Raw genomic sequence first — 26,360 nt, forward strand, 5'->3', positions numbered from 1 at the left:
CCTAATTTCTCTCTTCGTAAGCCTCTATAGGCAAGCATGTACAAATTAAGTTCCGGTCACCATAGGCATTGTCAACACGAGCAACGGGTGACCAATATTTATTTTCGGGCTTAACCGAATTCGGATAAGCCGCTTCTTGACGCTTATATGAATGAGACCACTCATCAGCTACCAGCATCTCCGCGGTATGTGGCGCATTTGTTAAAACATTGTCTTTAGGATCTGCACGCCCCTCTTCTATCGCAGTAATTTCTTTACGAATTTGAATCAACGCATCAATGAATCGATCTAATTCACCTAAACTCTCGGACTCTGTCGGTTCAATCATCAGCGTACCCGGCACCGGAAAACTCATGGTAGGCGGGTGAAAACCAAAATCAATTAAACGCTTAGCGACGTCCTCAACATCGATACCGCACCGCTCCTTGAGAGGACGAATATCAATAATACATTCGTGAGCTACACGCCCATTGCGCCCGGTAAACAGCAGAGGATAGTGAGAGGCGAGACGCTTTGCTATGTAATTAGCGTTTAATAACGCCAACTTACTTGCACGTGTTAATCCATAAGCACCCATCATGCTGATATACATAAAAGAAATAGGCAAAATACCCGCTGAACCAAATGGCGCAGATGAAACCGGTCCGACCTCTCCATCTTCAGCCATCATAAAACCACGCTCACTGACTACGCCGGGCAAATAGGGTGCCAAATGTGAACGCACACCAATGGGTCCAACACCGGGACCACCACCCCCATGAGGGATACTAAAGGTCTTATGCAGGTTAAAGTGTGAAACATCCGAACCAAAATGCCCCGGTTTTGCCAAACCGACCATGGCATTCATATTGGCCCCATCAAGATACACCTGACCACCGGCTTCATGCACCAGATCACATATCTCTACGACCGCCTCTTCAAAAACGCCATGCGTTGAAGGGTAAGTAATCATCAGTGCAGAGAGATTATCGCCCACTTCAGCAATTTTTTGTTTCAAATCCATGACGTCAACGTTACCATTGTAGTCAACGGCAACAATTTTTACCTTCATCCCCGCAAGGACTGCAGACGCCGGGTTCGTGCCATGGGCTGAGGCAGGTATTAAGCAGACATCCCGTTGTTCTTGACCTTGGGCTCGATGATAAGCGCGAATGGCCAATAAACCGGCATATTCACCCTGAGCGCCCGAGTTAGGCTGCAGACTGACGGCATCATAGCCTGAAATCTCACACAATTGCTCTGTCAGGCGCTCAAAAATTTCCTGATAACCTTGCACCTGCTCAAAAGGAGCAAAAGGATGAATATTGGCAAACTCAGGCCAAGTAATCGGTATCATTTCAGTGGTCGCATTAAGCTTCATTGTGCAAGACCCGAGCGGAATCATCGTACGGTCCAGGGCCAAATCTTTGTCTGCCAAACGGCGCATATAGCGCAACATATCTGTTTCGGAATGAATGCTGGAAAAAACCGGATGAGTCAGGTAGGCGCTTTGCCTGGCAAAAGCAGCAGGCACATGAACATCGGCCGTTTGTAAGAGATGATTAATGCTTAGCCCCTTGACCTTTAAGGCCTCAGCGATAATATCAATAAGATCCTGCAAATCCTCAAGAGTGACTGTCTCATCTAAGGAAATGCCGAACTCATCATCCGACACATCACGGAAATTAATGCCTCGATCGTAGACAGCAGCTAGAATGTTTTCGGTCTGCTCGCTTTTAATGGTTAGGGTGTCAAAAAAGCTTTTATTATTAACATGTAGGCCCATCTGCTCTAACGCCTCTCGTAAGACAGCCGTCAAGGCATATACCCTGCCCGCTATTTCACGGATACCTCTAGGACCATGGTAGACGGCATACATACTGGCCAAAATAGCAAGTAACGCTTGTGCCGTACAAATATTAGACGTGGCTTTTTCACGACGGATATGCTGTTCGCGTGTTTGCATCGCTAGGCGTAAGGCATAATCGCCATTCGCATCAATAGAAACGCCAACTAAACGGCCGGGTAAATTACGGCGATACGCTTCTTTACACGCCATAAAAGCGGCGTGAGGTCCGCCATAAGACAACGGCACACCAAAGCGCTGACTGTTACCTACAGCGATATCGGCACCCCATTCGCCCGGCGCCTTTAGCAGTGCCAGCGACAGTAAATCCGTCGCCGCAATCACTAAGGCCTGATGCGTATGCGCCTCGGCTGCCACCTTAGTGTAGTCAACAACCTCGCCTTCACTGCGAGGATATTGGAGCAAAACGCCAAAACAATCAGGAATCCCCTCAAACTCATCAGCAATGACAACCTCATAACCTAATGCTTCAGCCCGGGTCAATACGACTTCCTGAGTCTGAGGATGGCAATACATCGACATAAAAAACGTATTGCTCTTGGACTTGGAGCAGCGTCTTGCCAACGTCATTGCCTCAGCTGCTGCTGTACCCTCATCTAAGAGTGAGGCATTAGCAACATCAAGAGCTGTCAGCTCGGCAACCATGGTTTGGAAATTTAATAATGCTTCCAGACGACCCTGCGAAATTTCCGGTTGATACGGTGTGTAGGCGGTATACCAAGCCGGGTTTTCTAAGATATTACGGAGAATGACATTTGGCATCACCGTGCCATAATAGCCCTGTCCGATATAGCTGCGAAATACCTGATTTTGTCCTGCAATTTCTTTAAGCTCTGCCAACATATCAGCTTCAGATCGTGACTTAGCTAGTGCCAGAGGCTCTTTAAGCAAAATATCCTCAGGGACGACCTCTGCTACCAAGGCATCCAGACTATCTACCCCTATCACTTCCAGCATCCTTGCTACTTCTGTTTCACTTGGGCCAATATGCCGATGAACGAATGTCTGTGAAAGATCTTGAAACTTATGTAACATAAAAGCCACCACTACAACAAATGAAGTAAATAAAAAAAGCTAGATACTCTGCACAGAAACTGAGCTTAAAAATATAAAGCTTAGAAAGATTTAAAACTCAGTCATCGTTTGATTGTTAACAACTTGAACTTCGGTACTTTCTAAGCTTAGCGTGACGCAATAAGACGTATATGTGTCTATTTATTCCTGTTCTGCTAAATAATCAGCAGCGTCTAAAAGCGCATCAATATCTTCCGGGTTATCAACCGTCATTTTAAAAATCCAATGCGTATGAGCATCGTCATTGATCAAATTAGGCTCTGCATCCAAAGCCTCATTAAACTCGATAATTTCACCTGAGACCGGTGCATAGATATCAGACGCAGCCTTGACAGACTCAACAACGGCCACTTGGTCGCCGGCAGCGACTTTATTGCCAACCTCAACCTCACCGACAAACACTAAATCACCTAATTGATCTTGGGCATTATCCGTAATTCCCACAACATACGTATCGCCATCAGCTTTAATCCACTCATGCGATGACGTGTATTTTCTATCATTTGGTAAAGACATATAACTCTCCTTCAAAAATTAGAGTATTTCCGGCTTTTTTAAAAAGCTCATAGAAAACGACATGCCAATTTTAGATCAAATCTCTTAACAAAAGGAACTTAGTTTTAAAAGCCCTTTTGTGTAAAATGAATCAATCACTTAGATGAAGAAAGAAAAGGCAAATCAACCACTGTCGCTGCCAACCACTTACCTCGAATCTCTACTTCCACTGTACTTCCTACCTCTACGCCCGTCGGCAAACGAGCTAAGGCAATAGAAACACCCAATGAGGGTGACATGGTGCCGCTGGTTATCACCCCCTCGCCTTCAGCCGTACGAACCGGCATGGCTGCACGCATCACACCTCGGCCATTTAATTTAAGGCCTACAAAGGCATCATGGCGTGGCGCGTCCGTCATTGCGAGACGGCCAATGAAGTCACGAGCTTCATCTTTTAGGCTGACAGTCCATGCCAAACCGGCCTGAGAAGGCTGTGTGCCACCGTCCATATCAGCACCGTATAAATTTAATCCTGCCTCTAAACGAAGCGTATCACGCGCCCCAAGTCCGCAAGGCTTAACACCTACCGCAACTAAGTCCTGCCATAAGCCTAAAGCCTCGCTCGCTGGCAGAGTAATCTCTACACCATCCTCGCCGGTATAGCCGGTACGAGCGATCATCACCTCAGGCTCGACAAAACCTGAATTAAATGGCGTAAAACCAGCGGCTTCGCGCCATTGCGGACGTGCCTGCCAAAGCAATTCTCGTGCATCAGGGCCCTGCACTGCCAACACCGCCAACTCAGCACGCGGATCCAACTGCACATCAAACTTGGTTTGCTGTATCTGCTTTTGGATCCACTGTACGTCTGTTTCAGCACAAGCAGCATTGACCACAAGACGCCACGCATCTTTACCCAAGTAATAGACAATTAAATCATCAATTACTCCTCCTGCTTCGTTGAGCATACAAGTATAAAGCGCCCTGCCCTGACGACCATTGATCTTGCTCACATCATTGGCTAATAAATAGCGTAAAAATGCTAAGGACTCTGCTCCCTTAATCTCGACATTGAGCATATGCGAGACATCAAACATACCCGCATGCTGTCGTACCGTATGATGCTCTTCAATTTGAGAACCGTAGCTAATCGGCATAGACCAACCGTTAAAATCGACCATTTTTGCACCGGCTTTAAGGTGCGCCTGATACAAAGGGGTTTGTTTTAGCTGATCTGTCATTTTTCACCTTTTTTAAAATTAAATTCTTATTTTTCTAAGTAGTCCAAATTAAAAACATCGCTATTTCAAGGATACTCGCTTTTTCTGACAACAGCTTGGGTTTTTATGACTCAATCTTTAAGATAGCCTATTCTTAAGGCTTAGGAGACATCTTCTCAATTCAAAAAAGAGGGATTTAAGGGTTTATAACTATATATTTATGTCTTTCAAAGCCTTTTAATGGCACTTAACTAAGTTTCTTTAATCTTTTCAATAAAAGAGATTAATTGGTTTTTATAGTAACTATAGGAGTTCTATCAAGATGGATAATGGTTTTTACGCTACCCTAGTTGAAGGCAATGTCGCCCAAACCGGTATTACAGTCATTGAAGATAATCGTATCCGTGGAGGCGATGCGGAATTCTTATACTCAGGTACTATTGAATTAACAGGTGATGATGTTGTCGCTAACTTACGTTTCCGCTCTTATACTGCAAGTGACAATCATAGCTTTGTTGATTTTACCGAACGGGATTTTGAGTTATCCCTGAGTGGTCAAGTGACTGACAACGGCTTCCGTGTGACTGGCTACAGTCCTAGTGGTCGTGAGATGATAGTGATTGGCAAGCGCCTGTCTGCCATTGATTTTAGTGATTAATTTCAAGTAGTTAAATTACGTAGTTAAAGGCACTTCAATCTGAAGTGCCTTTAGGTATTAAGGATCAGGATGCAGACATCGCTTCAGCACAAACAACCGCGCTTGACCAAGCCCACTGGAAATTATAACCGCCAAGCCAACCGGTCATATCCACGGCCTCACCGATAAAATAAAGGCCCGGCACTTCTTTAGCCTCCATTGTTTTCTGTTCTAAGCCCTTGGTATCTACCCCACCCTTCATAGCTTCCGCCTTTTTGTATCCGGCAGTACCGCTTGGTGTAACGGACCAATTTGTAATAGTATTGGCTAATTCCCTTAAGCTTTTATCAGCTACTTCTGCTATTTTAATGTCGTTTTTTAAACCCTCTTGTTCGAGCCATAACTGAGCAAAGCGTTTAGGCCAAATGCTGCTTAAAATGGTCACTAATTGCTGCTTAGATGTGCGTTTTTCTTCAAGCAGCCAAGCCTCGCTATTCGCTTTATAATTGAGGTTTAAATAAATAGGTGATTTGCCATCCCAATACGATGAAATTTGTAAAATACCGGGACCGGACAAGCCTCGGTGTGTAAACAGCACATCCTCAATAAAGCGTTGCGCTTTTTTACCGGGCCCGTTAGCAATACTCACCTCTAATGACACCCCCGACAGCTGCGAATACTTCTGCCACTGCTCTGTCGAAAAGACCAAAGGCACTAACGCCGGTCTCGGCTCAATAATCTTTAGGCCAAACTGTCGCGCAAGGTGTAAACCAAAATCAGTCGCTCCCAAAACAGGGATCGCCATACCGCCTGTTGCAACCACCAATTTATTAGCGGTCAGAACACCCAGCGACGTGTCCAAGCGATAGCGCACTGCTTGACTATCCTCTACAGCAGCTATCCGCTCAACCTCCGTCACCGAGCACGGCATGCGCCAACGCACCCCAGCGCTGTCACATTCATTTCTTAGCAGATCGATAATATCTTGAGCCGAATCGTCACAAAAAAGCTGTCCTTTATGCTTTTCATGCCAAGGTATTTGATAGCGTTCGACTAAATCGATGAAATCTCTCGGTGTATAACGAGTTAAAGCGTAACGCGCGAAGCGTGGATTTTGTGAGACATAGTTCTCCCAAGTCGCGCCGATATTAGTGAAGTTACAGCGACCACCACCCGAAATGCGGATTTTTTCACCCAACTTCTCAGCATGATCGATCAACTGCACAGATAAGCCTGCAGCTGCGGCATGAGCGGCACACATCATCCCTGCCGCCCCTGCACCGATCACAATAACATCACTATGAGTCGCTGGGTTTGCTTTGAACCGTGTCATTGATTAAAGAACGTCATCGTTCGCCAAGCAGTCAACGTAATAACGCAAACTGCCATCCTCCAGCTCCTCAACACTTAAGCCATGCACGATGGTCTCAAATCCCGGGAAAGAGGCGTTAAACTCACAGGCAAACTGTAAATATTCAACAATGGTACGGTTAAAGCGCTCACCCGGAATCAGCAATGGAATGCCCGGAGGATACGGTGTCAGCAATACAGCAGTAATCCGACCCTCTAAATCTTTAATATCTACTCGCTCAATCTCGCGACGCGTCATTTTATTAAAGGCATCAGAAGGACGCATAGCAGCTTCCATTTCGCTGAGGTAGACTTCAGTCGTAATACGAGCTAAGTCATGACGGCGATAGGCTTCGTGTGCTAGCTGACATAAATCTCTTAAGCCCATCTTCTCGTAGCGTGGGTATTGCTTTACAAAGTCCGGCATGCAACGCCATAAAGGATGGTTACGGTCATAGTCATCTTTAAACTGCTGCAATGCAGTGACTAAGGTATTCCAACGCCCCTTGGTGATACCAATGGTAAACATAATAAAAAAGCTGTACAAACCGGTTTTCTCAACCACAATGCCATGCTCAGCCAAGTACTTACTGACTAAACCGGCAGGGATACCCTGTTCACCAAACTCACCATCAATGGTTAGCCCCGGAGTCACGATAGTCGCTTTAATTGGATCAAGCATGGTAAACCCATCGCTGATATTAGAAAAACCATGCCAGTCCGCATCAGGCTCTAATAACCAATCGTCTTGCTCACCAATGTCATCATGCACTAAGCGTGGAGGCCCCCAGACTTTAAACCACCACTCATCTTTACCATAATCAGAAGCCACCTTACGCATGGCGCGACGAAAGTCCATAGACTCTTTAATACTTTCCTCTACTAACGCCGTTCCACCCGGAGGCTCCATCATCTGCGCAGCCACATCACACGAAGCGATAATGGCATATTGTGGAGAAGTGGATGTATGCATTAGAAAGGCTTCGTTGAAAATATTGCGATCCAGTTTGCGTGTTTCGGATTCCTGAACCACGATCTGTGAGGCTTGTGAAAGACCCGCCAACAGCTTATGAGTAGAATGAGTAGCAAAAATCAACGGCTCTTGAGGTCGTGGACGATTTTCGCCAATGGCATGCATATTTTGATAAAACTCATGAAATGACGCATGCGGCAGCCAAGCCTCATCAAAATGCAGATTATCAATCGTATTGCCAAGCTTTTCTTTAATCATCTCCACGTTATACAAAATACCATCATAGGTACCTTGAGTTAGTGTCAAGATTCGTGGCTTTTTACGCAAAGCTTCACGGGCAAAAGGATTGGCTTCAATTTTTTCTGCAATCCGTTCAGGCTCAAATTCAGACAAAGGAATAGGACCAATAATCCCAAGGTGATTACGTGTAGGACGCAAGAAAACCGGAATGGCTCCAGTCATCGTAATCGCATGCAAAATCGATTTATGACAGTTACGGTCAACCACCACAATATCGCCATCCGCAACATTGCCATGCCAAACAATTTTGTTAGAGGTTGAGGTGCCGTTAGTCACAAAATAGCAGTGATCTGCTTTAAAAATACGCGCTGCATTACGCTCTGACTCTGCGACGGGACCCGTATGGTCCAGCAATTGTCCCAGCTCTTCCACCGCATTACACACATCGGCGCGCAGCATATTCTCACCAAAAAACTGGTGGAACATTTGACCCACAGGGCTCTTTAAGAAGGCCACACCGCCTGAATGCCCCGGGCAGTGCCAAGAATAAGAACCATCTTGAGCATAATTAACCAGTTCTCGGAAAAACGGTGGCGCTAAGGTATCAAGATATTTTTTTGCCTCATGAATAATATGACGGGCCACAAACTCCGGCGTATCCTCAAACATATGGATAAAGCCATGTAATTCACGCAAAATATCATTGGGAATATGCTCAGTCGTACGAGTTTCGCCATGCAAATAAATAGGAATTTCCTCGTTACGAAAACGCAACTCACCAATAAAGGCACGGAGTTGCCGGATCGCACTCGCTACCTCTTCAGGCAAATCTGAGTCAAACTCCTCATCATCGATCGACAAAATAAAAGCACTGGCCCGACTCTGCTGCTGTACAAACGACGTCAGATCGTTGTAGCTCGTGACAGGTAACACCTCCATGCCTTCATTTTCTATCGCAGCAGCTAAGGCGCGGATACCAAAACCTGAAGCACTTTCAGAACGAAAATCTTCGTCAATAATGACGATAGGAAAACGGAATTTCATTAGCAACCCCTATGGTGTATAGCTTAATTCCAAAAGAAACATACGGCATGAATTTAAAAGCCAATGCCGTCGATTAGTATAAGAATCGTTGATTAAGTAGAAAAACTAAGTTTTAGGCAGTGTAACCCCGGTTTGACCCTGATACTTACCTTGGCGATCTTTATAAGAGACTTCGCAAACTTCATCACTTTCAAAAAACAGCATTTGCGCACACCCCTCGCCGGCATAAATTTTAGCAGGTAAAGGCGTCGTATTAGAGAACTCCAATGTCACATGACCTTCCCACTCCGGCTCCAAAGGCGTGACGTTGACGATGATGCCGCAGCGTGCATAAGTACTTTTGCCTAAACAGATCGTCAAGACGCTACGAGGAATACGAAAATACTCTACAGTACGCGCTAATGCAAAGGAGTTAGGCGGGATAATGCATACATCACCCTCGAAATCCACAAAAGAACCTTCATCAAAGGCCTTAGGATCAACGACGCTGGAGTTAATATTAGTAAAAATCTTAAACTCGCGAGCGCAGCGCACATCATAGCCATAACTACTCGTACCGTAACTGACAATTCTCTCACCATTGGCATGGCGCACCTGTCCCGGCTCATAGGGCTCAATCATCCCCTGTGCGGCTGCTTCACGGATCCAACGATCATTTTTAATACTCATGACTTCCTACTCAACTCAATGCGATTAAATTTTATAAAGTGTTAGTTTACTACGCCCCCGCCTTAACCAAGGTCTAGTCACGGAAGAATCGTCGATAAACCATTTCAATACCACTTACCGTACCTACTTTTGCGTCAATGGTGAGGTTACGAATTAGGTTATAACTCACTCTAGCCACGGTGCCACTGCCTGAAAGTGCTTGCTCAATACTGACACTGACACCTTGTCTTAACTGCTTCGTCAGTTGTATAAACTGCTCTGATATATCATTTTGCCCTAAATAGGACGTACTATCCCCTACTGTTCGGCGAGGAAGTATCGAGCCCGACTCCCCGACATCTCCCTTGCGGATAGCAACATCATCAAGACCTATTTGTCGATGAAGCGGTTCGCTCGTGGCATCACCGCTTAAGAGCGACGTACCTACGGTTAACAGCATAGCCAAATCACCACCGCCGCTATCGGGACCACGCCCCATAATAAGCCAAGAAAGCTTTTCAACCTCACTGACTTCAGGATAGGAAATTAAACTGATTTTAGGGTTACGCGCATTGCCCACGACACGCAGTCCCGCCTCTACTTCTAGGTTTCTTCGTAGGGCTTCAATATCTAACACAGGGTTAGCAATATCCCCCTGAAAGGCAATGCGACCGCGGCGAATTTGCAGACGTTGTCCATACGCTTCGATGGCACCACCTCGGGTATTAAACTGCCCCTCGGCACTCAGCATATTATTTGCCTGCTTAATGGTAATGGCGCCAACCAAACCGGCGTCCAGGCCAAAACCGACCACATAGAAACGAGGCCCTAAGTCAACTGTAAAATTCAGGTCTAAATCCAATTCTGACGGCTTTGCCTCAGGAACCTCTTCTCCCTTACGAACAATGACGACATCAGAGTCTAGGGTGGGCGCTGTCCCTTTAATATCCACACTCACCCAACCCGCATCAGCCGTCACTTTACCGCCAACAACAATTCTCGGCAACGCAGCGTCAACATTGACCTCACCACTGATCATGGCAAAACGGTCCGTTCGCTGCAACACGGGATAATGATCGAAAAGCACCTGTACCTGACCGCGTGAGCTTTGCAGATTCCAACGACCGCTAATATCTAAACTGCCATTTTGAGCCGGGGGATTTTCTTCAATCCATTGGCGAGTACGCCATTCATTTGGCATGATACGGATCACGCTCGGAAAATGTAGTCGGTTAATGACGACATCATTGCCATTAAGCCCTAAATCCAAGGTGCCGTTAAGCAGGCGTATTCCATTTTCCACCTCAACAATACGCAACTCCTCAACCTTGACACCACCCGATGTGACCCAATTCCCACCATGATAATTAGCGTTGACATCAAGATCGACGCGACCGCCTAACTCGAGCAAGTCACCCGTTAAGCCTGTTAACCATGAAATGTCATCCATATGACCGACAATATTGGCCTGGGTATTGTTATCAAAAACAGGATTAAAACCATTTAAATTTAAACGCGCTGTTCCTTGAACACTACCCTTGCTTTTCGTTACCAGATCTAAATTAGCAGTTAAACGACTCAGATTATCGCCTTGAGGCTGGCTATTAAGACTGAGCTCCATTTTCTCTAAACCAAGAGCAACCGGTGGATCACTAGGGATTAAAAAATCACCCTTTAGTTTGACAAGATTAGCGGTGCCACTTAATGCACCATCAAAATCAAAATCCCACACCAAATCAAATACAGGTGGGTTAACCTCCGTCGCCTTACGACCGCGCACTACAATGCCATGGTTGAGCGACTCGCCGCGACTAGCTAACTCAATACCAAAAGCCTCCTGTAAATCACTAATCAACTGAGGGGTTAAAGTAAAACCTCGAATGGCTCCACGCGTATCAAACTGACCCGCTTTACCTTGAGAACCATCCTGTTCGAGTGTTATTTTGTGGTTACCGGGCAAGACCACACGGACGTTGGAGGCTCCCACATCCCACTGCGGTTTAGCGTCAACACCTTGGGGAATGATACTTAGCTTTACCGGTTCGGCTTGAGTAACTTCAAAGCCTGCATGCTGCACATCAAGATAATCAACAGTGCCTGCCCAGCCCTCATAACCTTCTTCGGTCAAAGCCTGCCAACCCCCGGCAGCACGCAACTCAAAGTCAATCGGTGCCTTACCAACCGCTTTGAAATCCCCCTGGCTAAAACGTCCCTTAGTAACCAGTACATTGTCAGCAATGGTACCATCCAGCTTCAAGTCCAGATTCACAGACCCCGGCAAACCGGGCCACAAATCATTAAGACGCGGCGCCTTAACAGCCAACACAAGACTATCATCCAACTCGCCAAATGCGCCCTTTGAATTAATATGACTCTGCCCCAAACGCAAATCAATATCCGCCTTATTGACTCTAAAATTATGCGGGTCCTGATAGTACAAGCCGAGGTCTATATTGCCTTGTAAGGCTTGATTATTCCAACGGCTATCATCAGCAAACTCTCCGGTAATAAAGGCCTGACGTGGTTGATTATCCTCTGACAAAATGACATTAAAATGTACATCCCCATTAATCATACCGGGAGGCACAGCGCCATAACTGACCTTATCCAAGGGGATACCACTCGTCTGGACTAGTCCATAAAAACGAACATTTTCCAGATACTCACCATCTGTCCCTGTAAACACATGAGCATTTAAGGTCGATGCATCGGGTAAGGATAAATTCACTTGAGCCTGCTCGAGCATAAAAGGGCTGGCAGGATGTAAAAACACATTGGCATCGAGATTTGAGTTAGGCCCTTCACCACTGGCCTGAATATGCATGCCGCCGGCATGAGCAATATAACCTGCAGCCTGCTCAGTCTCTGTACCGTCACCCACTTGAACGCTAAGCTTATCAAAGTCTAAGGGCACCGGCGTTGGAAATGGCCATCGCCCCGAGGTGTATTTACGTACTAAATCGAAACGACCACTTAACTGAGCCTCTTGCTTAAAGTCCCACGCCCCATCAAACACCAGCTCGTCATCTGAACTTACTTGCGCGACTTTCTCAGTAGTCAGTAACTTTTTATCAGTTAAGGCATCTGCCATGGCTAACAAATACTCATAGAGTGGCATGCTGGCAATCATGTCAGTCAATGAGCCTTGAGTTTCCCAATGCTGCGACTGCCCCTGACTATACTGATGGTGAATGACACTTTGACGACCGTCAGGATAGCTCAGATTTAAATCCGCTTCCCCCACTTCCCAGCTAAACTGCTGTTTATCAGTGAGCAAATTCAAATTAACAACCAAGGGTTTTTGATTAGCTAACGCGACACTAGCATACGAAGCACCTAAGTCGCCAACAGCAAACCGCCAACTATATGGGGTGGTATTTTCAAACAGCACCTCACCATCTAAATCAAGATTAAATAACAGAGGCTGCTCTTCAGCATCACTTGCTAAAAAGCTATCGTACAAAAAATTAAGAGTTAAACTATGGTGCTCGGGATTGCCGCTCAGTAATAAATCAGCTTGTATCTGCCCCGGCAAGTCGGGCCACCAATAAGCTAAGGTCGGCATGTCTGCATCGAGCTTTAGCTCATCACCCTCAGCACCAAGCTCGCCCGCTAATTTAATCGATGACCCACCTAAAGAAATAAGCGTATCGACATCTTCCAATCTTAATTGATACCATTTAGGTGCGGCTAAGCTCTGATCTAATTCAATCTGTTGAGCTAAGGCAAAGACACCGGTTAAATCGACTAGCGCCTTAATTTGACCATGTAATGCATGCTCATTCCAAGAACTACCGGGTTTGATAACAATATCCGGCTGTAAGTTCAAAATCTGGTTGCGCTGCATAATTGTTGCATTGAGCGCACCTTGCAAGCTTAAAGAAGACTGCTCAGGCAAATGGCCTAAACTAAAATCACTTAAGCTAAAGTTCTGAGCATCTAAATCGGCAGTCCACAGCTGCACCTGATCCCGCTCTTGGTCTCTTGATGTATTAATCTCTGCTTTTAGCGAACCGCCATCGATACTGGTCAAAGCGATAGTCGCTTTTTTGATGACCATCGCAAAACCGCTTTCAATACTTAGGTCCGCGTGTAGCTTCGATTGCTCCCCGGTACCCTGCACGGAGACAAGTGATTGCTGTATTTCTTCATCAACAGTTGTTCCTAGCTCAACCTGAATATCCGCTAAATCTAAAGGTAGGGGATGCGTTAATGGCAAAATAGTACTACCTGCATGGCGCTGCAAATTAATTGTGCCCGCTAAATCAGGCTGGGCGTTTAAAGCCCAATCACCATCATAAACAATCGGCGTAATTTGTTTTTTTACGGCAATGAGATTCTTCACATCGGCAATCGCTTGCAGATGAGCCTGACGCTCTGCTGCTGATAGATTGTCAATTTCTTTAGCTTGCAGTGCAGCTAGCGTCGCGGCAAGATTTTCTTCGATGCCAAGCAACTGCAGTAAGCGATTTTCAAGCGCCAGCTCATTAAAACCACCTTGCGTCAGCCAACCACCCGACCTAAGTTCTGTTTTTTTATGTTGCAAAAAACCCTCATGCTCACCGGGGAGGGTAAGTGCCAAATCAGTCTGACCTATTTCTAATAAAAAATCATTAACTGCTTGCTCAAAGCGAAGCGCTAATGTGTCTTTTTGCTCGACTACAAAACCGGCATGCTGAAGTGATAAGCTGTCCAAGTTTGCTTGCCAGTGATAGCGCCCCTCTGTACTGCTTAACTCACCGATTAAATCAAAGTGCAGATCCAGCGGTTCTTTTCCTAAACCATGTCGCGCTTTAGCTAATTCAGATACAGTCAAGGACTCCACATCAACCACGTCAGGGGCATAGTTAATTGACGCCTTAATATCATGGTCTCTGATATTGCCCAGCATATTCAACTTGACTTCTGCCGTGCCGACCATTCCTGCGGCCAACTGAGACAAATCCTGCAAATCGGCATGCAGCTGTAGCCCGTCAAGCGGTTGTTCGGTAGCTAAAAATTGACCTTTTGTTTCTATTGTATTGTCACCGAGATTAATTAATACATCGGAGTTTGCTAAGCGCAACGACTCCCATGCCGTCACACCCTCTTTGACAAACACATCGCTTAAATCCGCATTGATATTAATGCCCGCATTTAATGCTTCGCCGCCCCAACGACTTCCTCGAAAAACGCCCCCTTTAAGCGCCAAAGACTGCAACTGAGCCTGTTCATTAAAATCAACGACAAAGTTAAGGTCTGAATCTAAACGGGAGTCTGCTTTCACCATACCCAGATTAAATCTATCGGTACTGACTTGACCGCTTAAACGGCTGACTACACTTTGGGTCTCACCCTCTACCGCCGACGCCACCTCTCGCGATTCGGAATGAATTTCCGTATGGAGGCGCATATCTTTCGCTACCTGTAAATCAATGATTGCTTTTGTTAAAGGAATAGAAGACGCGAGGTTAAGCCCTGCTTCGACATCCAGATCAAGGCCCTGATCAACACCATCAGCGGTTAACTTAATATTGAGATCTTCCAAGCCACCATTAATCTCTGCTTGCGCATCAATCTGACAAATCGCCTGAATTCTTAGGCCGCGACTTTTACCCAATAAATAGTCGACACACAAAGGAGATTGCGTATGCAAACCTGTATTTACCGTCGTTAGCTTCAAATGCATCGGCCATGGATACGCTAGTTTATCCAGTGTAACTGTGCCATTTAACTCGCTCGTCACATCAGGATGCGTCACAGTTAAGCTCTGCAACTCAGCGGTCGTATCACCTGTGCTATTTAAAACTAAATTTTCTAAATCAAAATTACTTAAACCAACGGGTAAGTTTTTACCTTTAGCGTCGGTCAGAGTAAACTTGCCGACCGATACCTTATCAACCTGTATAGAAATAGGTAGGCTTAACTCTGAGTCGGACTCTTCTTCTAGTTTAGGTTCGGTAGGAAAAAACTCTATGTTCAGATCCGCTGTCGTGAGATGCTCAACTTGCAAACGAGCGCGGAGCAGACTCAACCAATTCACTGCGAGCGCATTATCATTGGCAACAATCTTGAGCGCAGGTGTCGTCACCTCAAGCTCTTTACTACGGATACCACTCCAAATCGTGCCTTCAATCTGAACCATTCGACCGTTGATCTGTGACATGACGGTATTTAATAGCCAACGACTTCCTGATTGCGTCCCCACTAAAAATGCCAATACAGAGAAAAGCAATATTAGAATAAACGCGAGCAGTTTTAACCAACTAAATCTGAACAGTTTCATAATTTTGTGCTATTAAAAAGCCATGCCTAAAGAGAAGTGCCAACGCAACTTTCGGTCCCTCTGCCCATATGCTACATCTAAGAACAAAGGACCTGCCGGTGTTTTGATACGTGCACCCACACCATAACCCACATGCATCCTCATGTCTTTAAAACTTGGCGCAGCATCACCGGCATCAATGAAATAAGCTACCCCAAGGGTGTTATTTAAATAATGAGTGTACTCAACACTGGCTACAGCCAAAGCACGCGTACCGATCACGCTTTTATGGACATGCTGACCAATACCGAAATAACGGTAACCGCGAATGGTTCCGGCACCACCGGTTCGATAGCCGAAGTCGTCTGGGATACGGGTACTATCCTTTGCATGCACATAACCCACCTCAGCGCGCACGGTAATATTGTCACGACGCCCTACCGGCCACCATTGTTGCGCTCGCGCAGATGTTCGGGCAAAGGGATCGCCATACTCTAAATCTGCGCCCACACCGAGACCGATGGCAATTAAATTACCCGAACGAGGATCGAACTTGTTATCCACATCTCGTCGTAACAAGTCATAGGTAGCGACTGCGCTGGGCAGTTCAAATTTTTCTTGCCCGGAGCGACGCACCGAATCGTAAGCCAATGACGCTGACCAACGACTTTCAAACTCTACTCGACTTTTTGGATCTAACTTAAACTCATTGGTACGACGCCAACCTAAGGCAAAGCGTGATACTTCCTCATCTGAAAAATCAGAATGACGGGCCACGATACCGAAACTGTCCACGGTACCATCATAATTTGGCGGACGGTAAAGATCGAGATAGGCGCGCTGTTCCTTAACACCTAAGGTAGCCCCCGCTTCGATGGTGAACGGCTTATTCCAAACCACATTTTGACGATAAACCCCCTCGACTCTAAAGATGTTTACATCGTCAATACCAACCGCACCGGTGAGAATACGTGCCGGCCCTTCGGTGACGCGCACCAACACCGGCAAACTAACTTCCTCTTCAGCATAGACGGTCGGGTCTTCGGGCTTTTTGACTGTCACAAAAGCACCACGGAAAAAATTAGTCGATTGCAGTGTTTGTTGCCATTCATCGAGTTTTTGTTGGGAAAAATGCTCTCCCGGTTCATAGCGCACATACCGCCGGATTAAACTGAGAGGCACCCGGCGTAAACCGTGCACCTCAGTATGACCTAAACGAACAACCGGTCCACTATCTACCACCGTATGCAAGTCAGCGCTCGATTCATCCGGGTCAATCAGCGCTTGAGAATGAGGCATACGAGCGAGATAAAAGTCCTCTGCCGCTACTGCCTCTAATAACGAGCTCTTCGCTTTGCTCCACTCTTTATTAATAAAGACCCTACCCTCAGGAAGCCCCCAATCCTGACGCAGATCCTCAATGCGCTGCTGATAGCTCAGCGAATTTGCAATGGTACCGGTAAAGTCATTGGTGACTGAGTTTACGACGGTCTTTTCACCCGGGACGATACTAATATCCCACGTATCACCCTCGAAGTCCTCACCCACCTCAAGAACTACTTCAGGATCAAAATAGCCTCTGGTCGCAAGGGAAGAAAGTACCGCATCCCTGCCACGCCGACGAATTCGATCAGCCTCTCGACTATCCTGATCGTCAGCCTGACGCACCACCGAAGAGATAGCCGTATGAACAACCTCTAAATCCTCCGGATCCAAGCCTCCCGGCATAATAATAACTTCAGGTACTCTTAGCGCCGCGGCTTCTTCCTCAGCCTCAGCCTCTGCGATAGCTCTAGCCTCTGCCTCGGCCAATGCTTGGGCTTCTTTTTGCACCGCTTGTTGGCGTTCACGCTCATAAATAGGCCCACTTAACGACTCAGACTGGCTCATCGCTGAATCAGCGAAAATTGAGCCTAAGAGGCCTATTAATAATACACAAGGGGACTTACGAAGAAATTTACTCGTCGAATCCATCAGCTATTAAATAAGTTATTAGTCTGAGTATCTTAATGAAAACACATTAAGATCATATATTTTCTACTACCACTTTAGGGAAAGCGCCGGAACGATCCACAGGTAACTCTGATATATTAAAGGCTAAACGGCGAGCAATCAAGGCATAACGCTTAGCGGCTTCTGATTCCGGGTCAGAAATAACGGTTGGTTGACCCGCGTCAGTTTGCTCACGCACCTTCTTACTTAATGGCAAAGCCCCTAACCAAGGCACTTCAAGCTCCTCAGACATTTTCTTACCACCTTCTTCGCCAAAAATATGCTCTGCATGACCGCAATTAGTACAGACATGAACACTCATATTTTCCACGACACCTAGAATCGGTATATTAACCTTTTGGAACATGCGCAGGCCCTTACGAGCATCTAACAAGGCCACGTCCTGTGGAGTTGTGACCACAATTGCTCCTGTCATTGGCGCTTTTTGCGACAGCGTGAGAGCAATATCACCGGTACCCGGCGGCATGTCAATAATTAAATAATCTAGATCCGGCCATGCAGTTTGCATTAATAATTGCTCAACCGCTTGCGCCACCATCGGGCCACGCAAGATGGCGGGCGCATCAGGTTCCAGCATAAAACCGATAGAGTTAACGGCTAAACCGTAAGCTTCTTGGGCTTTCATACGGCCGCTTTCACCCTCACTTGTGCTCTCAACTTTTGCGTCTTCAATATTTAAAATTAACGGCTGACTCGGACCGTATACGTCGGCATCTAAAATGCCCACTCGAGCACCTGTTTGTGCTAATGCTAAAGCGATGTTGCTTGAGGTCGTACTCTTACCCACGCCGCCTTTACCTGACGAAACAGCAATAATATTTTTAACTGACTTTAGCGGCTTAAGGCTACCTTGAACAATATGACTACGAATTAAATCAGACCACTCAATCTCGATCTCATGAAAACCGCATTCCTCTGCGATCTGACGAATATGAACAATCACTTTTTCTTTGTCTGTACCCAAAAAATATCCGGGCTCAAACTTGATATGTAGCGTTGAGCCCTTAAGTAAAGACATCACACCTTTTTTCATACTCAAGTCACGTTCTTTGATTTTGTGACCAATATTAATTCCTAAACTGGGATCGACCAGTTCTTTTTGTAAGCGACTGTATAAGGTTGCAAGTTCTGCGTTCATTCCGATAATTTTCCAATTTTATAAAGTAGAATTAAATAAGTAATAAGTCATATTAATTCTGTATTGCTATTTAGACTACGAAAACCAGACCAACGCATGGAGTATTTCGTAACATGAAAGATATTTTTCAACGTGTTTTTGCCACTATAGCCTTTATTGCTATCTCTGTTATTAGTTTGATATTGGCCTTTACATTTATTTTCATCCTGCTAATCGGCGTAGCTATTTTCTATATTGTCAATCGCTTTCGCGGCAACTCATTCTCTGCCAAACAATTTTGGCAAGAGCACAGCACACGCGCCCGTAGCAAAGCCCGGCACTTTAAAACACATTACCAAAATAAGTATCGGGGCCAAACAGATAATTTTACACGACCACCGGAATCTGAGGTGACGGATGTAGAATTCAGAGAGCTCAAATAATCACTCTCTTATCTAATAAATGCTCATCGATTCATTAAATTGTTCCCAATAGATTAGAATAAAGGATTAATAGCTATTAATCCTTTATTTTTTAAATCATCGTCACTTATGTCTCGCACTATCTTCGTTACTACTGCTTTACCCTATGCCAATGGTTCTTTTCATATCGGTCATATCATGGAGTATATCCAAGCTGATATCTGGGTCAGAGCATTGCGCATGGCAGGCCACACGGTCCATTTTGTTTGTGCTGATGACGCACACGGCGCGCCGATCATGCTCAAAGCTGAGAGCGAGGGCATTAGTCCCGAAGAGTTGATCGCCAGAATCGCTGCCGAAAGACCTAAATATCTAAACGGTTTTAATATCAAATTCGATCATTGGCATAACACACACAGTCCTGAAAATACTGAGCTTTCTCACGACATTTATTACGCCCTCAAAGAGGCCGGCTTTATTAGTCAGCGCAGTATTGAGCAATTTTACGATCCGGTCAAAGGGATGTTCTTACCCGATCGTTATATCAAGGGGGAATGTCCAAGCTGTCACGCCAAGGATCAATATGGTGATGCATGTGAGCATTGCAGTACAGCCTATTCTCCTACAGAATTAATTGAACCTTACTCTACACTGACCGGTTCGGCACCGATTTTGAAATCGTCTGAGCACTTTTTCTTTAATCTGTCTGACCCGCGTTGCGTCGCCTTTTTATTAGAGTGGACCCAAGGTAAAAACGCCCAAGGCAAACCTCATCTTCAATCTGAAGTATTGGCAAAGACGCGCGAATGGCTTGGTAACAGCATCGAAGAAAGCAAATTAGATGACTGGGATATTTCTCGTGATGCCCCGTATTTTGGCATCGAAATTCCTGACGCTCCAAATAAATATTTCTATGTTTGGCTAGACGCACCGGTTGGTTACCTAGCTTCACTAAAAGCGTATTGCAACAAAGAAGGTATCGATTTTGATGCCTTGCAAGATCCTGACTCTGATACAGAGCAGTATCACTTTATCGGCAAAGACATTATTTATTTCCATGCGCTATTTTGGCCTGCCATGTTGAAGTTCTCCGGTCGCAAAACCCCTGATGGTTTACATGCGCACGGATTCATCACAGTGAGCGGCGAAAAAATGTCTAAGAGTCGCGGCACTGGTATCTCGCCATTACGTTACTTAGATATTGGCATGGACCCGGAGTGGATGCGTTATTACTTAGCAGCCAAATTAAATAGCCGCGTCGAGGATACAGACTTTAACGCCGATGACTTTATAGCTCGTGTCAACTCCGATCTAATCGGCAAATACATTAACATTGCCAGCCGTGCGGCCAACTTTATCAGCCGCCATTTTGATGGTAAGCTCGCTTATCTCGGCGATAAATCAGCTATTGAGTCTGAGTATAAAGCGCTCAGCGAGCAAGTCTCCACTGACTTTGAAGCGCGAGAATATGCTCGTGCTATTCGCACCATCATGGCGCAGGCCGATAAAATCAACCAAGCCTTCGACCAAGCCCAACCCTGGGTTATGGCCAAAGGTATTAGTGACGCTTCTGAAGAAACCAAAGCAAGTCTACAAGACATTTGCTCTCGCGCCTTAGCCGGTTTCAAAGCGCTTTCTGTATTGTTAGCCCCTGTATTACCGGCATTAGCCTCTCGTGTGGCAAATGAGCTGTTTGACTTAGGTCGTGACTTTGTTTGGGATGACGCCGCTGAGCTACCCACCACCATCACCCCATTTAAGCACCTCATGCAACGTGTCGAAGAAAAACATTTAGACCAGCTATTAGAAGCGACCTCAGCAAATACGACAGAAGACAGCCCAGCCGAAGAGACTGTAAAACCCGGTGGCGAAGCCATTGCGCCAACCATCAACTTTGATGACTTCGCAAAGGTCGATCTCCGTATCGCCAAAATTGTGAACTGTGAGTCCGTCGAGGGCGCTGATAAACTATTACGTTTAACCTTAGACGTCGGCGAAGGCAAAACCCGTCAGGTATTCTCCGGCATAAAGTCGATGTACAAACCAGAGCAACTGGTTGGCAAGCTAACTGTCGTGGTTGCTAACTTGGCCCCTCGAAAAATGAAGTTCGGTATTTCTGAAGGCATGGTGCTAGCAGCTTCTCATGCGGACACCAAGAACAATCCCGGCATTTACATACTAGAGCCTTTTAACGGCGCTAAACCCGGCATGCGCATTCTTTAATAGCCGACTAGTTAGTATGTGAGAAAAAACATGAACACGACAAATACTGATCATCAAACAAACTTCAGCGAAGAGACCGCCGAGGAAAAAAAAGACTGGGGCCATATTAAAAGCTTCGTACACCGTAGCGTACACATGACACCCAAACAAAGAAAGGCACTTGAGGGCGACCTGTTTAAAACTTGGTGCCTACCTTATCAACCTGAGATGATTGATTATACGGAAGTTTTTAAGCGTGAAGCACCAACAATTTTAGAAATTGGCTTTGGCATGGGCGAGACTACGGCCAAAATCGCTCAGACATCAAGCGACAAAAACTTTCTCGGCGTAGAGGTTTTCTCAGGTGGTGTCGGCGCCCTACTCAATCGCATTGATGAAGAGGTCATTTCCAATATTCGCATCATACAGCACGATGTCGTTGATGTGGTCAACCATATGCTGCCACCCACTTCGTTAGACGGTATACATATTTACTTCCCGGATCCATGGCCCAAGAAGCGCCATCACAAGCGTCGCCTAATACAGTCGCCTTTTATTAAGCAAGTAGTTAGTCGCCTAAAACCGGGGGGCTATATTCATTGTGCTACTGACTGGGAAGACTACGCCATGCAAATGCTTGAAGTCCTCAGCAACGAAGATGCGCTACAAAACCGCTTTGAAGAGTTTGCACCCAGACCGGACTATCGCCCGTTGACTAAATTTGAAAACCGTGGCATCAAGCTAGGCTATGGGGTGTGGGATTTAATTTTTGAAAAGAAATAAGCCTATGTATCCAAGCATCGAACCCTATAAACATGGTTATTTAGATAGCGGTGATGGTCACCAAATCTATTGGGAGCTTTGCGGCAACCCGCAAGGCAAGCCTGTAGTCTTTTTGCACGGTGGCCCAGGCGCTGGCTGCAGCCCTCATCACCGCCAATTATTTAACCCTGAGCGATACAATATTTTATTGTTCGACCAGCGCGGATGTGGTCGCTCAAAACCTACCGCCTCACTCGAAAACAATACCACACAGCATTTAATTGCTGATATGGAGCGTCTTCGCAAAGAGATTTTAGACACGGACAAATGGCTCGTATTTGGTGGTTCTTGGGGTTCGACCTTAGCCTTAGCCTATGCTCAAACCCACCCTCAACAAGTCACCGGTTTAATTTTACGCGGCATCTTTACCTTACGCAAAAAGGAAATTAATTGGTTCTACCAAGAGGGTGCAAGCTTTGTCTTCCCAGACAAATGGGAAAATTACCTAGCCCCTATCCCCGAAGATGAACGCGATGATTTAGTTAGCGCTTACCATCGCCGCCTAACGGGTGAAGATGAAGAAGAAATGCTACGCTGTGCCTATGCTTGGGCCAATTGGGAAGGCGCTACCATTTCACTTTTAGAAACTGATAATAAAGCACTCAGCTTTGGCGACAAAAATGCCGTTCTTAGTTTTGCCCGTATTGAAAATCACTACTTCGTCAATGCCGGCTTTATGGAAGAAGGGCAATTAATTCATAACGCAGATCGATTGGCTAATATTCCTACCGTGATTATCCAAGGTCGTTACGATATGTGCACACCAAGCCAAACCGCTTGGGATTTACACAAAGTAATGCCACACGCAGAGCTCCATCTCATTCCTGATGCCGGTCATGCTTTTAATGAGCCGGGGATTTTAAGTGCGCTATTAGCCGCAACCGACAAATTCGCAACGCTTTAAGCCCACCATGAGCAAGCAAGCTGCAAATTATTACACAAAATTAATATACTTGAATAAACAGTTTGTTAAGATGAATGGGTAGTTTTAGCTAGTATCATTTTTACTAAATTGCACTTAAGGAGCAAACAATGGGTTTAATCAGCTTTGTAAAAAACGTAGGTGAAAAGATTTTTGGCGGCAACGAAGCGCAAGCAGCAACCGCTGACGAGCTTAAAAAAGAACTAGATAAACACGGTCTAAATGCCGAAGGCTTAGATATCGCTGTTGACGGCGACAAAGTGGTAGTCAAAGGCAAAACAAATGATTCCGCAACCGCTGAAAAAATTGCGATCGCCCTGGGTAACACCATTGGTGTAGCAGAAGTCGACAATCAGTTAGAAGCCGACAACGCCGAAGACGAATCAAACTTCTACACGGTCGTATCGGGCGATACACTATCTAAAATCGCCAAAGAGCAATATGGCAATGCCAACGACTACATGAAAATTTTTGAGGCCAACAAGCCAATGCTGTCGCATCCTGACAAGATCTACCCGGGCCAAGTATTACGTATCCCTAAATAATTCAACGGTTATATATCGTATCAGTATCAGTGAAGACAAAACCCTAAGCTTATCGCTTAGGGTTTTGTCATTTTTGTCATTGTACACACAGCGTTATTAACGACGGCGCTTCTTCTTGCTACCACCACGACCGCGGCCACCGCCCATACCGGGCATGCCGGGCATACCACCACCCATCCCAGGAAGACCGCCCCCCATCAAACCGCCAAGGCCGCCGCCTAAGCCACCTAGGGCACGCATCATCTTTTGCATACCGCCTCGTTGGAACTGCTTCATCATCCCTTGCATCTGCTCAAACTGCTTAAGCAAACGGTTAACTTCCTGCACCTGCACACCGGCACCTTTAGCAATTCTCTGCTTACGCGACGCCTTAAGAAGCTCGGGTTTCGTGCGCTCTTCGATGGTCATGGAATTGATAATACCCTCAGTGCGGCGAAGCTGCTTTTCAGCCTCCGGGCCCTGCATCTGCCCTGCCATACCGGAAAACTGAGCCGGCAACTTTTCGAGCATTGAGCCCATATCACCCATTTTTTTGACTTGCTGTAATTGCTCTAAAAAATCATTTAAATCAAACTTGTCGCCTTTCTTGATCTTAGCGGCCATTTTTTCGGCTTCAGCGATATCGATATTACGCTTAGTCTGCTCGACAAGAGAGAGAATATCTCCCATACCAAGCACACGCTGCGCCATACGATCCGCATGAAACACCTCTAAACCATCTAGCTTCTCGGACACACCGACAAACTTCAATGGCTTACCGGTGACGTGACGTACCGACAGCGCAGCACCCCCACGAGAGTCACCATCCAGCTTAGTCATCACCACACCGGTTAATGGTAATACGTCTGAGAAAGCCTTGGCCACATTGACAGCATCTTGACCCTGCATCGCGTCAACTACAAATAAGGTCTCAACAGGCTTTAAAAACTTATGGAGTGCACTAATCTCGTCCATCATGTCTTGATCAACGCCCAATCGACCTGCCGTATCCACAATCAAAACATCGTAGAAATGACGCTTGGCGTGATCCAAAGCAGCAGCGGCAATCGCTAAAGGTTGTTGTGAGCTATCAGAAGGGAAAAACTCAGCACCAACCTGCCCTGCAACTGTCTTTAACTGATCAATAGCGGCCGGACGATAAACGTCAGCACTCACCACCATGACCTTTTTCTTATCAATTTTTTTGCCGTTTTGAGTCAGCTCACCCTCAATCAGGAGACGCGCTAATTTAGCGGTCGTCGTCGTTTTACCGGCACCCTGTAGACCGGCCATAAGAATGACTGCCGGCGGTTGTGCAGCTAAAGATAATTCGGTATCGGCCAGTGATAAGTCACCACCCATGATGCGGGTAAGCTCATCGCTAACAACACCTACCAAAGCCTGGCCGGGATTTAAACTGCCCACGACCTCTTGACCCATGGCCTTTTCTTTGACTTGCTGAACAAACTCCCTAACAACGGGCAAAGCAACGTCCGCCTCTAATAAGGCCATGCGGACTTCTCTCAGCATTTCTTGCGTGTTGGCTTCGGTAAGACGAGCCTGTCCACGCATAGTTTTTACTACTCTAGATAAACGATCAGTTAAATTATCAAGCATTATTCATCACTCTATGGTTAGGCAGAAAGGTATATAATGATCTTTATTCTTATTGTTTTAATTAATTAAAAGAAGCCTTTCTACTTTATGTCACTAGACATTGTATTGCACTATCTATCAGCTTTGGCATATCTGTTGCTTGCAGCTTCAATTTGGTATCCTTTGTGGAAAAACCAAACGCTGGAAAAGCACAATAAGCTCCGCCACTGGACGTTGTTGCTTATTTTACTCTTGCATGGCTGCGCCGTCCACACGGCAATGCTCTACAGCGACCATATACGCTTAAATTGGGCGCTCAGCATATCTTTAACCGTTTGGATTGGGATGTTCATTTTCTGGATTGAGAGTAATTTCGTGTCACTAAAGGCACTACTACTCCCACTAGGCATCACCAGTGCTCTGGGCTGCTTATTGACCGTATTCTTTCCCATCACCGATACTGGTCTGATCATTAATGTTAACAGTGAGATCTTCCGTATCCACTTGATTATTTCTCTCTTTGCCTATAGCTTCATTGCACTCGCGACCATTCAAGCCCTATTAACTGCCGTTTTGGATCGGCACCTGCATACACCACATGATTTTGATTCTAAGCAAAAACTCTTCAACCGCTTAATTGAGGCACAGCCTCCTCTACTACTGCAAGAACGCATATTATTCAGATTAATTTGGATAGGGTTTGGCTTACTGACACTTTCTGTCATCACCGGCAGCTGGGTTTCCATACGTTATTATGACCAATTACTACCCTATGATCATAAGACTTTATTTACCCTACTTGCTTGGATAGTTTTTGCCTTTTTATTAGCGGGACGCGCGCTATGGGGTTGGCGTGGTCGTATTGCTCTTCGATGGAATCTACTAGGTTTCTTCCTATTGATGTTAGCGTATACTGGTTCTAGATTTGTTTTTGAAATGATTCTCAGACAGTAGGATCAAGCACTTTAAGG

Annotated in this window: 17 protein-coding genes; 7 read left to right on the plus strand and 10 right to left on the minus strand. The window is 45.8% G+C overall.

The genetic code is table 11. The features are described from left to right. Position 1 precedes the first annotated feature (1 nt). The 3 genes from gcvP to gcvT form a co-directional block, all read right to left on the minus strand. Positions 2 to 2,881, minus strand: coding sequence for an aminomethyl-transferring glycine dehydrogenase (gcvP, locus tag B092_RS0104390; RefSeq protein ID WP_018574032.1), 2,880 nt, complete (start codon positions 2,879 to 2,881; stop codon positions 2 to 4). A gap of 180 nt (positions 2,882 to 3,061) precedes the next feature. After that, positions 3,062 to 3,436: a glycine cleavage system protein GcvH gene (gene gcvH, locus B092_RS0104395; RefSeq protein ID WP_018574033.1), complete on the minus strand. Its 375-nt coding sequence runs from the start codon at positions 3,434 to 3,436 to the stop codon at positions 3,062 to 3,064. Between the two features lie 134 nt (positions 3,437 to 3,570). Continuing rightward, a complete protein-coding gene (gene gcvT, locus B092_RS0104400) occupies positions 3,571 to 4,656 on the minus strand; it encodes a glycine cleavage system aminomethyltransferase GcvT (protein WP_018574034.1) in 1,086 nt (361 codons plus the stop codon). A gap of 301 nt (positions 4,657 to 4,957) precedes the next feature. Here gcvT and B092_RS0104405 point away from each other — a divergent pair, with 301 nt between their 5' ends. After that, complete coding sequence (locus B092_RS0104405; RefSeq protein ID WP_018574035.1) at positions 4,958 to 5,293, plus strand: GrlR family regulatory protein; 336 nt, start codon at positions 4,958 to 4,960, stop codon at positions 5,291 to 5,293. Between the two features lie 64 nt (positions 5,294 to 5,357). Here the strand turns inward: B092_RS0104405 and B092_RS0104410 are convergent, their stop codons facing one another. From B092_RS0104410 to apbC, 6 genes are all read right to left on the minus strand, one after another. Next, positions 5,358 to 6,605: a BaiN/RdsA family NAD(P)/FAD-dependent oxidoreductase gene (locus B092_RS0104410; RefSeq protein WP_018574036.1), complete on the minus strand. Its 1,248-nt coding sequence runs from the start codon at positions 6,603 to 6,605 to the stop codon at positions 5,358 to 5,360. A 3-nt stretch (positions 6,606 to 6,608) separates the two neighbouring features. Further along, positions 6,609 to 8,879 (minus strand): arginine/lysine/ornithine decarboxylase, encoded by a 2,271-nt coding sequence (locus B092_RS0104415; RefSeq protein ID WP_018574037.1) that lies wholly within the window; start codon positions 8,877 to 8,879, stop codon positions 6,609 to 6,611. A gap of 105 nt (positions 8,880 to 8,984) precedes the next feature. Beyond that, a complete protein-coding gene (dcd, locus tag B092_RS0104420) occupies positions 8,985 to 9,548 on the minus strand; it encodes a dCTP deaminase (protein ID WP_018574038.1) in 564 nt (187 codons plus the stop codon). A 73-nt stretch (positions 9,549 to 9,621) separates the two neighbouring features. Beyond that, on the minus strand, positions 9,622 to 15,792 hold the full coding sequence (locus tag B092_RS0104425; RefSeq protein WP_040608141.1) for a translocation/assembly module TamB domain-containing protein: 6,171 nt from the start codon (positions 15,790 to 15,792) through the stop codon (positions 9,622 to 9,624). A 12-nt stretch (positions 15,793 to 15,804) separates the two neighbouring features. Then, positions 15,805 to 17,661 (minus strand): autotransporter assembly complex protein TamA, encoded by a 1,857-nt coding sequence (locus B092_RS0104430; RefSeq protein ID WP_232244282.1) that lies wholly within the window; start codon positions 17,659 to 17,661, stop codon positions 15,805 to 15,807. A gap of 136 nt (positions 17,662 to 17,797) precedes the next feature. After that, the gene (gene apbC, locus B092_RS0104435; RefSeq protein WP_018574041.1) at positions 17,798 to 18,922 is read right to left on the minus strand and encodes an iron-sulfur cluster carrier protein ApbC; all 1,125 of its coding nucleotides are present in this window, start codon (positions 18,920 to 18,922) and stop codon (positions 17,798 to 17,800) included. Positions 18,923 to 19,035: 113 nt separating this feature from the next. On the opposite strand from apbC, the gene B092_RS0104440 reads away from it, so the two are divergent. The 5 genes from B092_RS0104440 (at position 19,036) to lysM (ending at position 23,814) form a co-directional block, all read left to right on the plus strand. Next, the gene (locus tag B092_RS0104440) at positions 19,036 to 19,344 is read left to right on the plus strand and encodes a hypothetical protein (protein WP_018574042.1); all 309 of its coding nucleotides are present in this window, start codon (positions 19,036 to 19,038) and stop codon (positions 19,342 to 19,344) included. Between the two features lie 108 nt (positions 19,345 to 19,452). Continuing rightward, positions 19,453 to 21,546, plus strand: a complete 2,094-nt coding sequence (gene metG / locus B092_RS0104445) for a methionine--tRNA ligase (protein WP_018574043.1) — start codon at positions 19,453 to 19,455, stop codon at positions 21,544 to 21,546. A 30-nt stretch (positions 21,547 to 21,576) separates the two neighbouring features. Beyond that, positions 21,577 to 22,308: a tRNA (guanosine(46)-N7)-methyltransferase TrmB gene (gene trmB / locus B092_RS0104450; protein ID WP_018574044.1), complete on the plus strand. Its 732-nt coding sequence runs from the start codon at positions 21,577 to 21,579 to the stop codon at positions 22,306 to 22,308. A gap of 4 nt (positions 22,309 to 22,312) precedes the next feature. Further along, complete coding sequence (gene pip / locus B092_RS0104455; protein ID WP_018574045.1) at positions 22,313 to 23,251, plus strand: prolyl aminopeptidase; 939 nt, start codon at positions 22,313 to 22,315, stop codon at positions 23,249 to 23,251. 128 nt (positions 23,252 to 23,379) lie between these two features. Then, entirely contained in the window at positions 23,380 to 23,814 is a 435-nt protein-coding gene (gene lysM / locus B092_RS0104460; protein WP_018574046.1) for a peptidoglycan-binding protein LysM, read from the plus strand. 96 nt (positions 23,815 to 23,910) lie between these two features. Here the strand turns inward: lysM and ffh are convergent, their stop codons facing one another. Then, positions 23,911 to 25,410, minus strand: a complete 1,500-nt coding sequence (ffh, locus tag B092_RS0104465; RefSeq protein WP_018574047.1) for a signal recognition particle protein — start codon at positions 25,408 to 25,410, stop codon at positions 23,911 to 23,913. 87 nt (positions 25,411 to 25,497) lie between these two features. Between ffh and B092_RS0104470 the strand changes: the two genes are divergently transcribed. Further along, complete coding sequence (locus tag B092_RS0104470; protein ID WP_018574048.1) at positions 25,498 to 26,343, plus strand: cytochrome C assembly family protein; 846 nt, start codon at positions 25,498 to 25,500, stop codon at positions 26,341 to 26,343. The last annotated feature ends 17 nt before the right edge of the window (positions 26,344 to 26,360 follow it).

Origin of the sequence: Oligella ureolytica DSM 18253 (assembly GCF_000373745.1) — a bacterium.
GTDB classification, from domain to species: domain Bacteria; phylum Pseudomonadota; class Gammaproteobacteria; order Burkholderiales; family Burkholderiaceae_B; genus Oligella; species Oligella ureolytica.

Bases quoted from the DNA above. Each gene is read 5' to 3' on its own strand.
- gcvP (WP_018574032.1), bottom strand. From the start codon at position 2,881: ATGTTACATAAGTTTCAAGATCTTTCACAGACATTCGTTCATCGGCAT.
- gcvH (WP_018574033.1), bottom strand. From the start codon at position 3,436: ATGTCTTTACCAAATGATAGAAAATACACGTCATCGCATGAGTGGATT.
- gcvT (WP_018574034.1), bottom strand. From the start codon at position 4,656: ATGACAGATCAGCTAAAACAAACCCCTTTGTATCAGGCGCACCTTAAA.
- B092_RS0104405 (WP_018574035.1), top strand. From the start codon at position 4,958: ATGGATAATGGTTTTTACGCTACCCTAGTTGAAGGCAATGTCGCCCAA.
- B092_RS0104410 (WP_018574036.1), bottom strand. From the start codon at position 6,605: ATGACACGGTTCAAAGCAAACCCAGCGACTCATAGTGATGTTATTGTG.
- B092_RS0104415 (WP_018574037.1), bottom strand. From the start codon at position 8,879: ATGAAATTCCGTTTTCCTATCGTCATTATTGACGAAGATTTTCGTTCT.
- dcd (WP_018574038.1), bottom strand. From the start codon at position 9,548: ATGAGTATTAAAAATGATCGTTGGATCCGTGAAGCAGCCGCACAGGGG.
- B092_RS0104425 (WP_040608141.1), bottom strand. From the start codon at position 15,792: ATGAAACTGTTCAGATTTAGTTGGTTAAAACTGCTCGCGTTTATTCTA.
- B092_RS0104430 (WP_232244282.1), bottom strand. From the start codon at position 17,661: ATGAGCCAGTCTGAGTCGTTAAGTGGGCCTATTTATGAGCGTGAACGC.
- apbC (WP_018574041.1), bottom strand. From the start codon at position 18,922: ATGAACGCAGAACTTGCAACCTTATACAGTCGCTTACAAAAAGAACTG.
- B092_RS0104440 (WP_018574042.1), top strand. From the start codon at position 19,036: ATGAAAGATATTTTTCAACGTGTTTTTGCCACTATAGCCTTTATTGCT.
- metG (WP_018574043.1), top strand. From the start codon at position 19,453: ATGTCTCGCACTATCTTCGTTACTACTGCTTTACCCTATGCCAATGGT.
- trmB (WP_018574044.1), top strand. From the start codon at position 21,577: ATGAACACGACAAATACTGATCATCAAACAAACTTCAGCGAAGAGACC.
- pip (WP_018574045.1), top strand. From the start codon at position 22,313: ATGTATCCAAGCATCGAACCCTATAAACATGGTTATTTAGATAGCGGT.
- lysM (WP_018574046.1), top strand. From the start codon at position 23,380: ATGGGTTTAATCAGCTTTGTAAAAAACGTAGGTGAAAAGATTTTTGGC.
- ffh (WP_018574047.1), bottom strand. From the start codon at position 25,410: ATGCTTGATAATTTAACTGATCGTTTATCTAGAGTAGTAAAAACTATG.
- B092_RS0104470 (WP_018574048.1), top strand. From the start codon at position 25,498: ATGTCACTAGACATTGTATTGCACTATCTATCAGCTTTGGCATATCTG.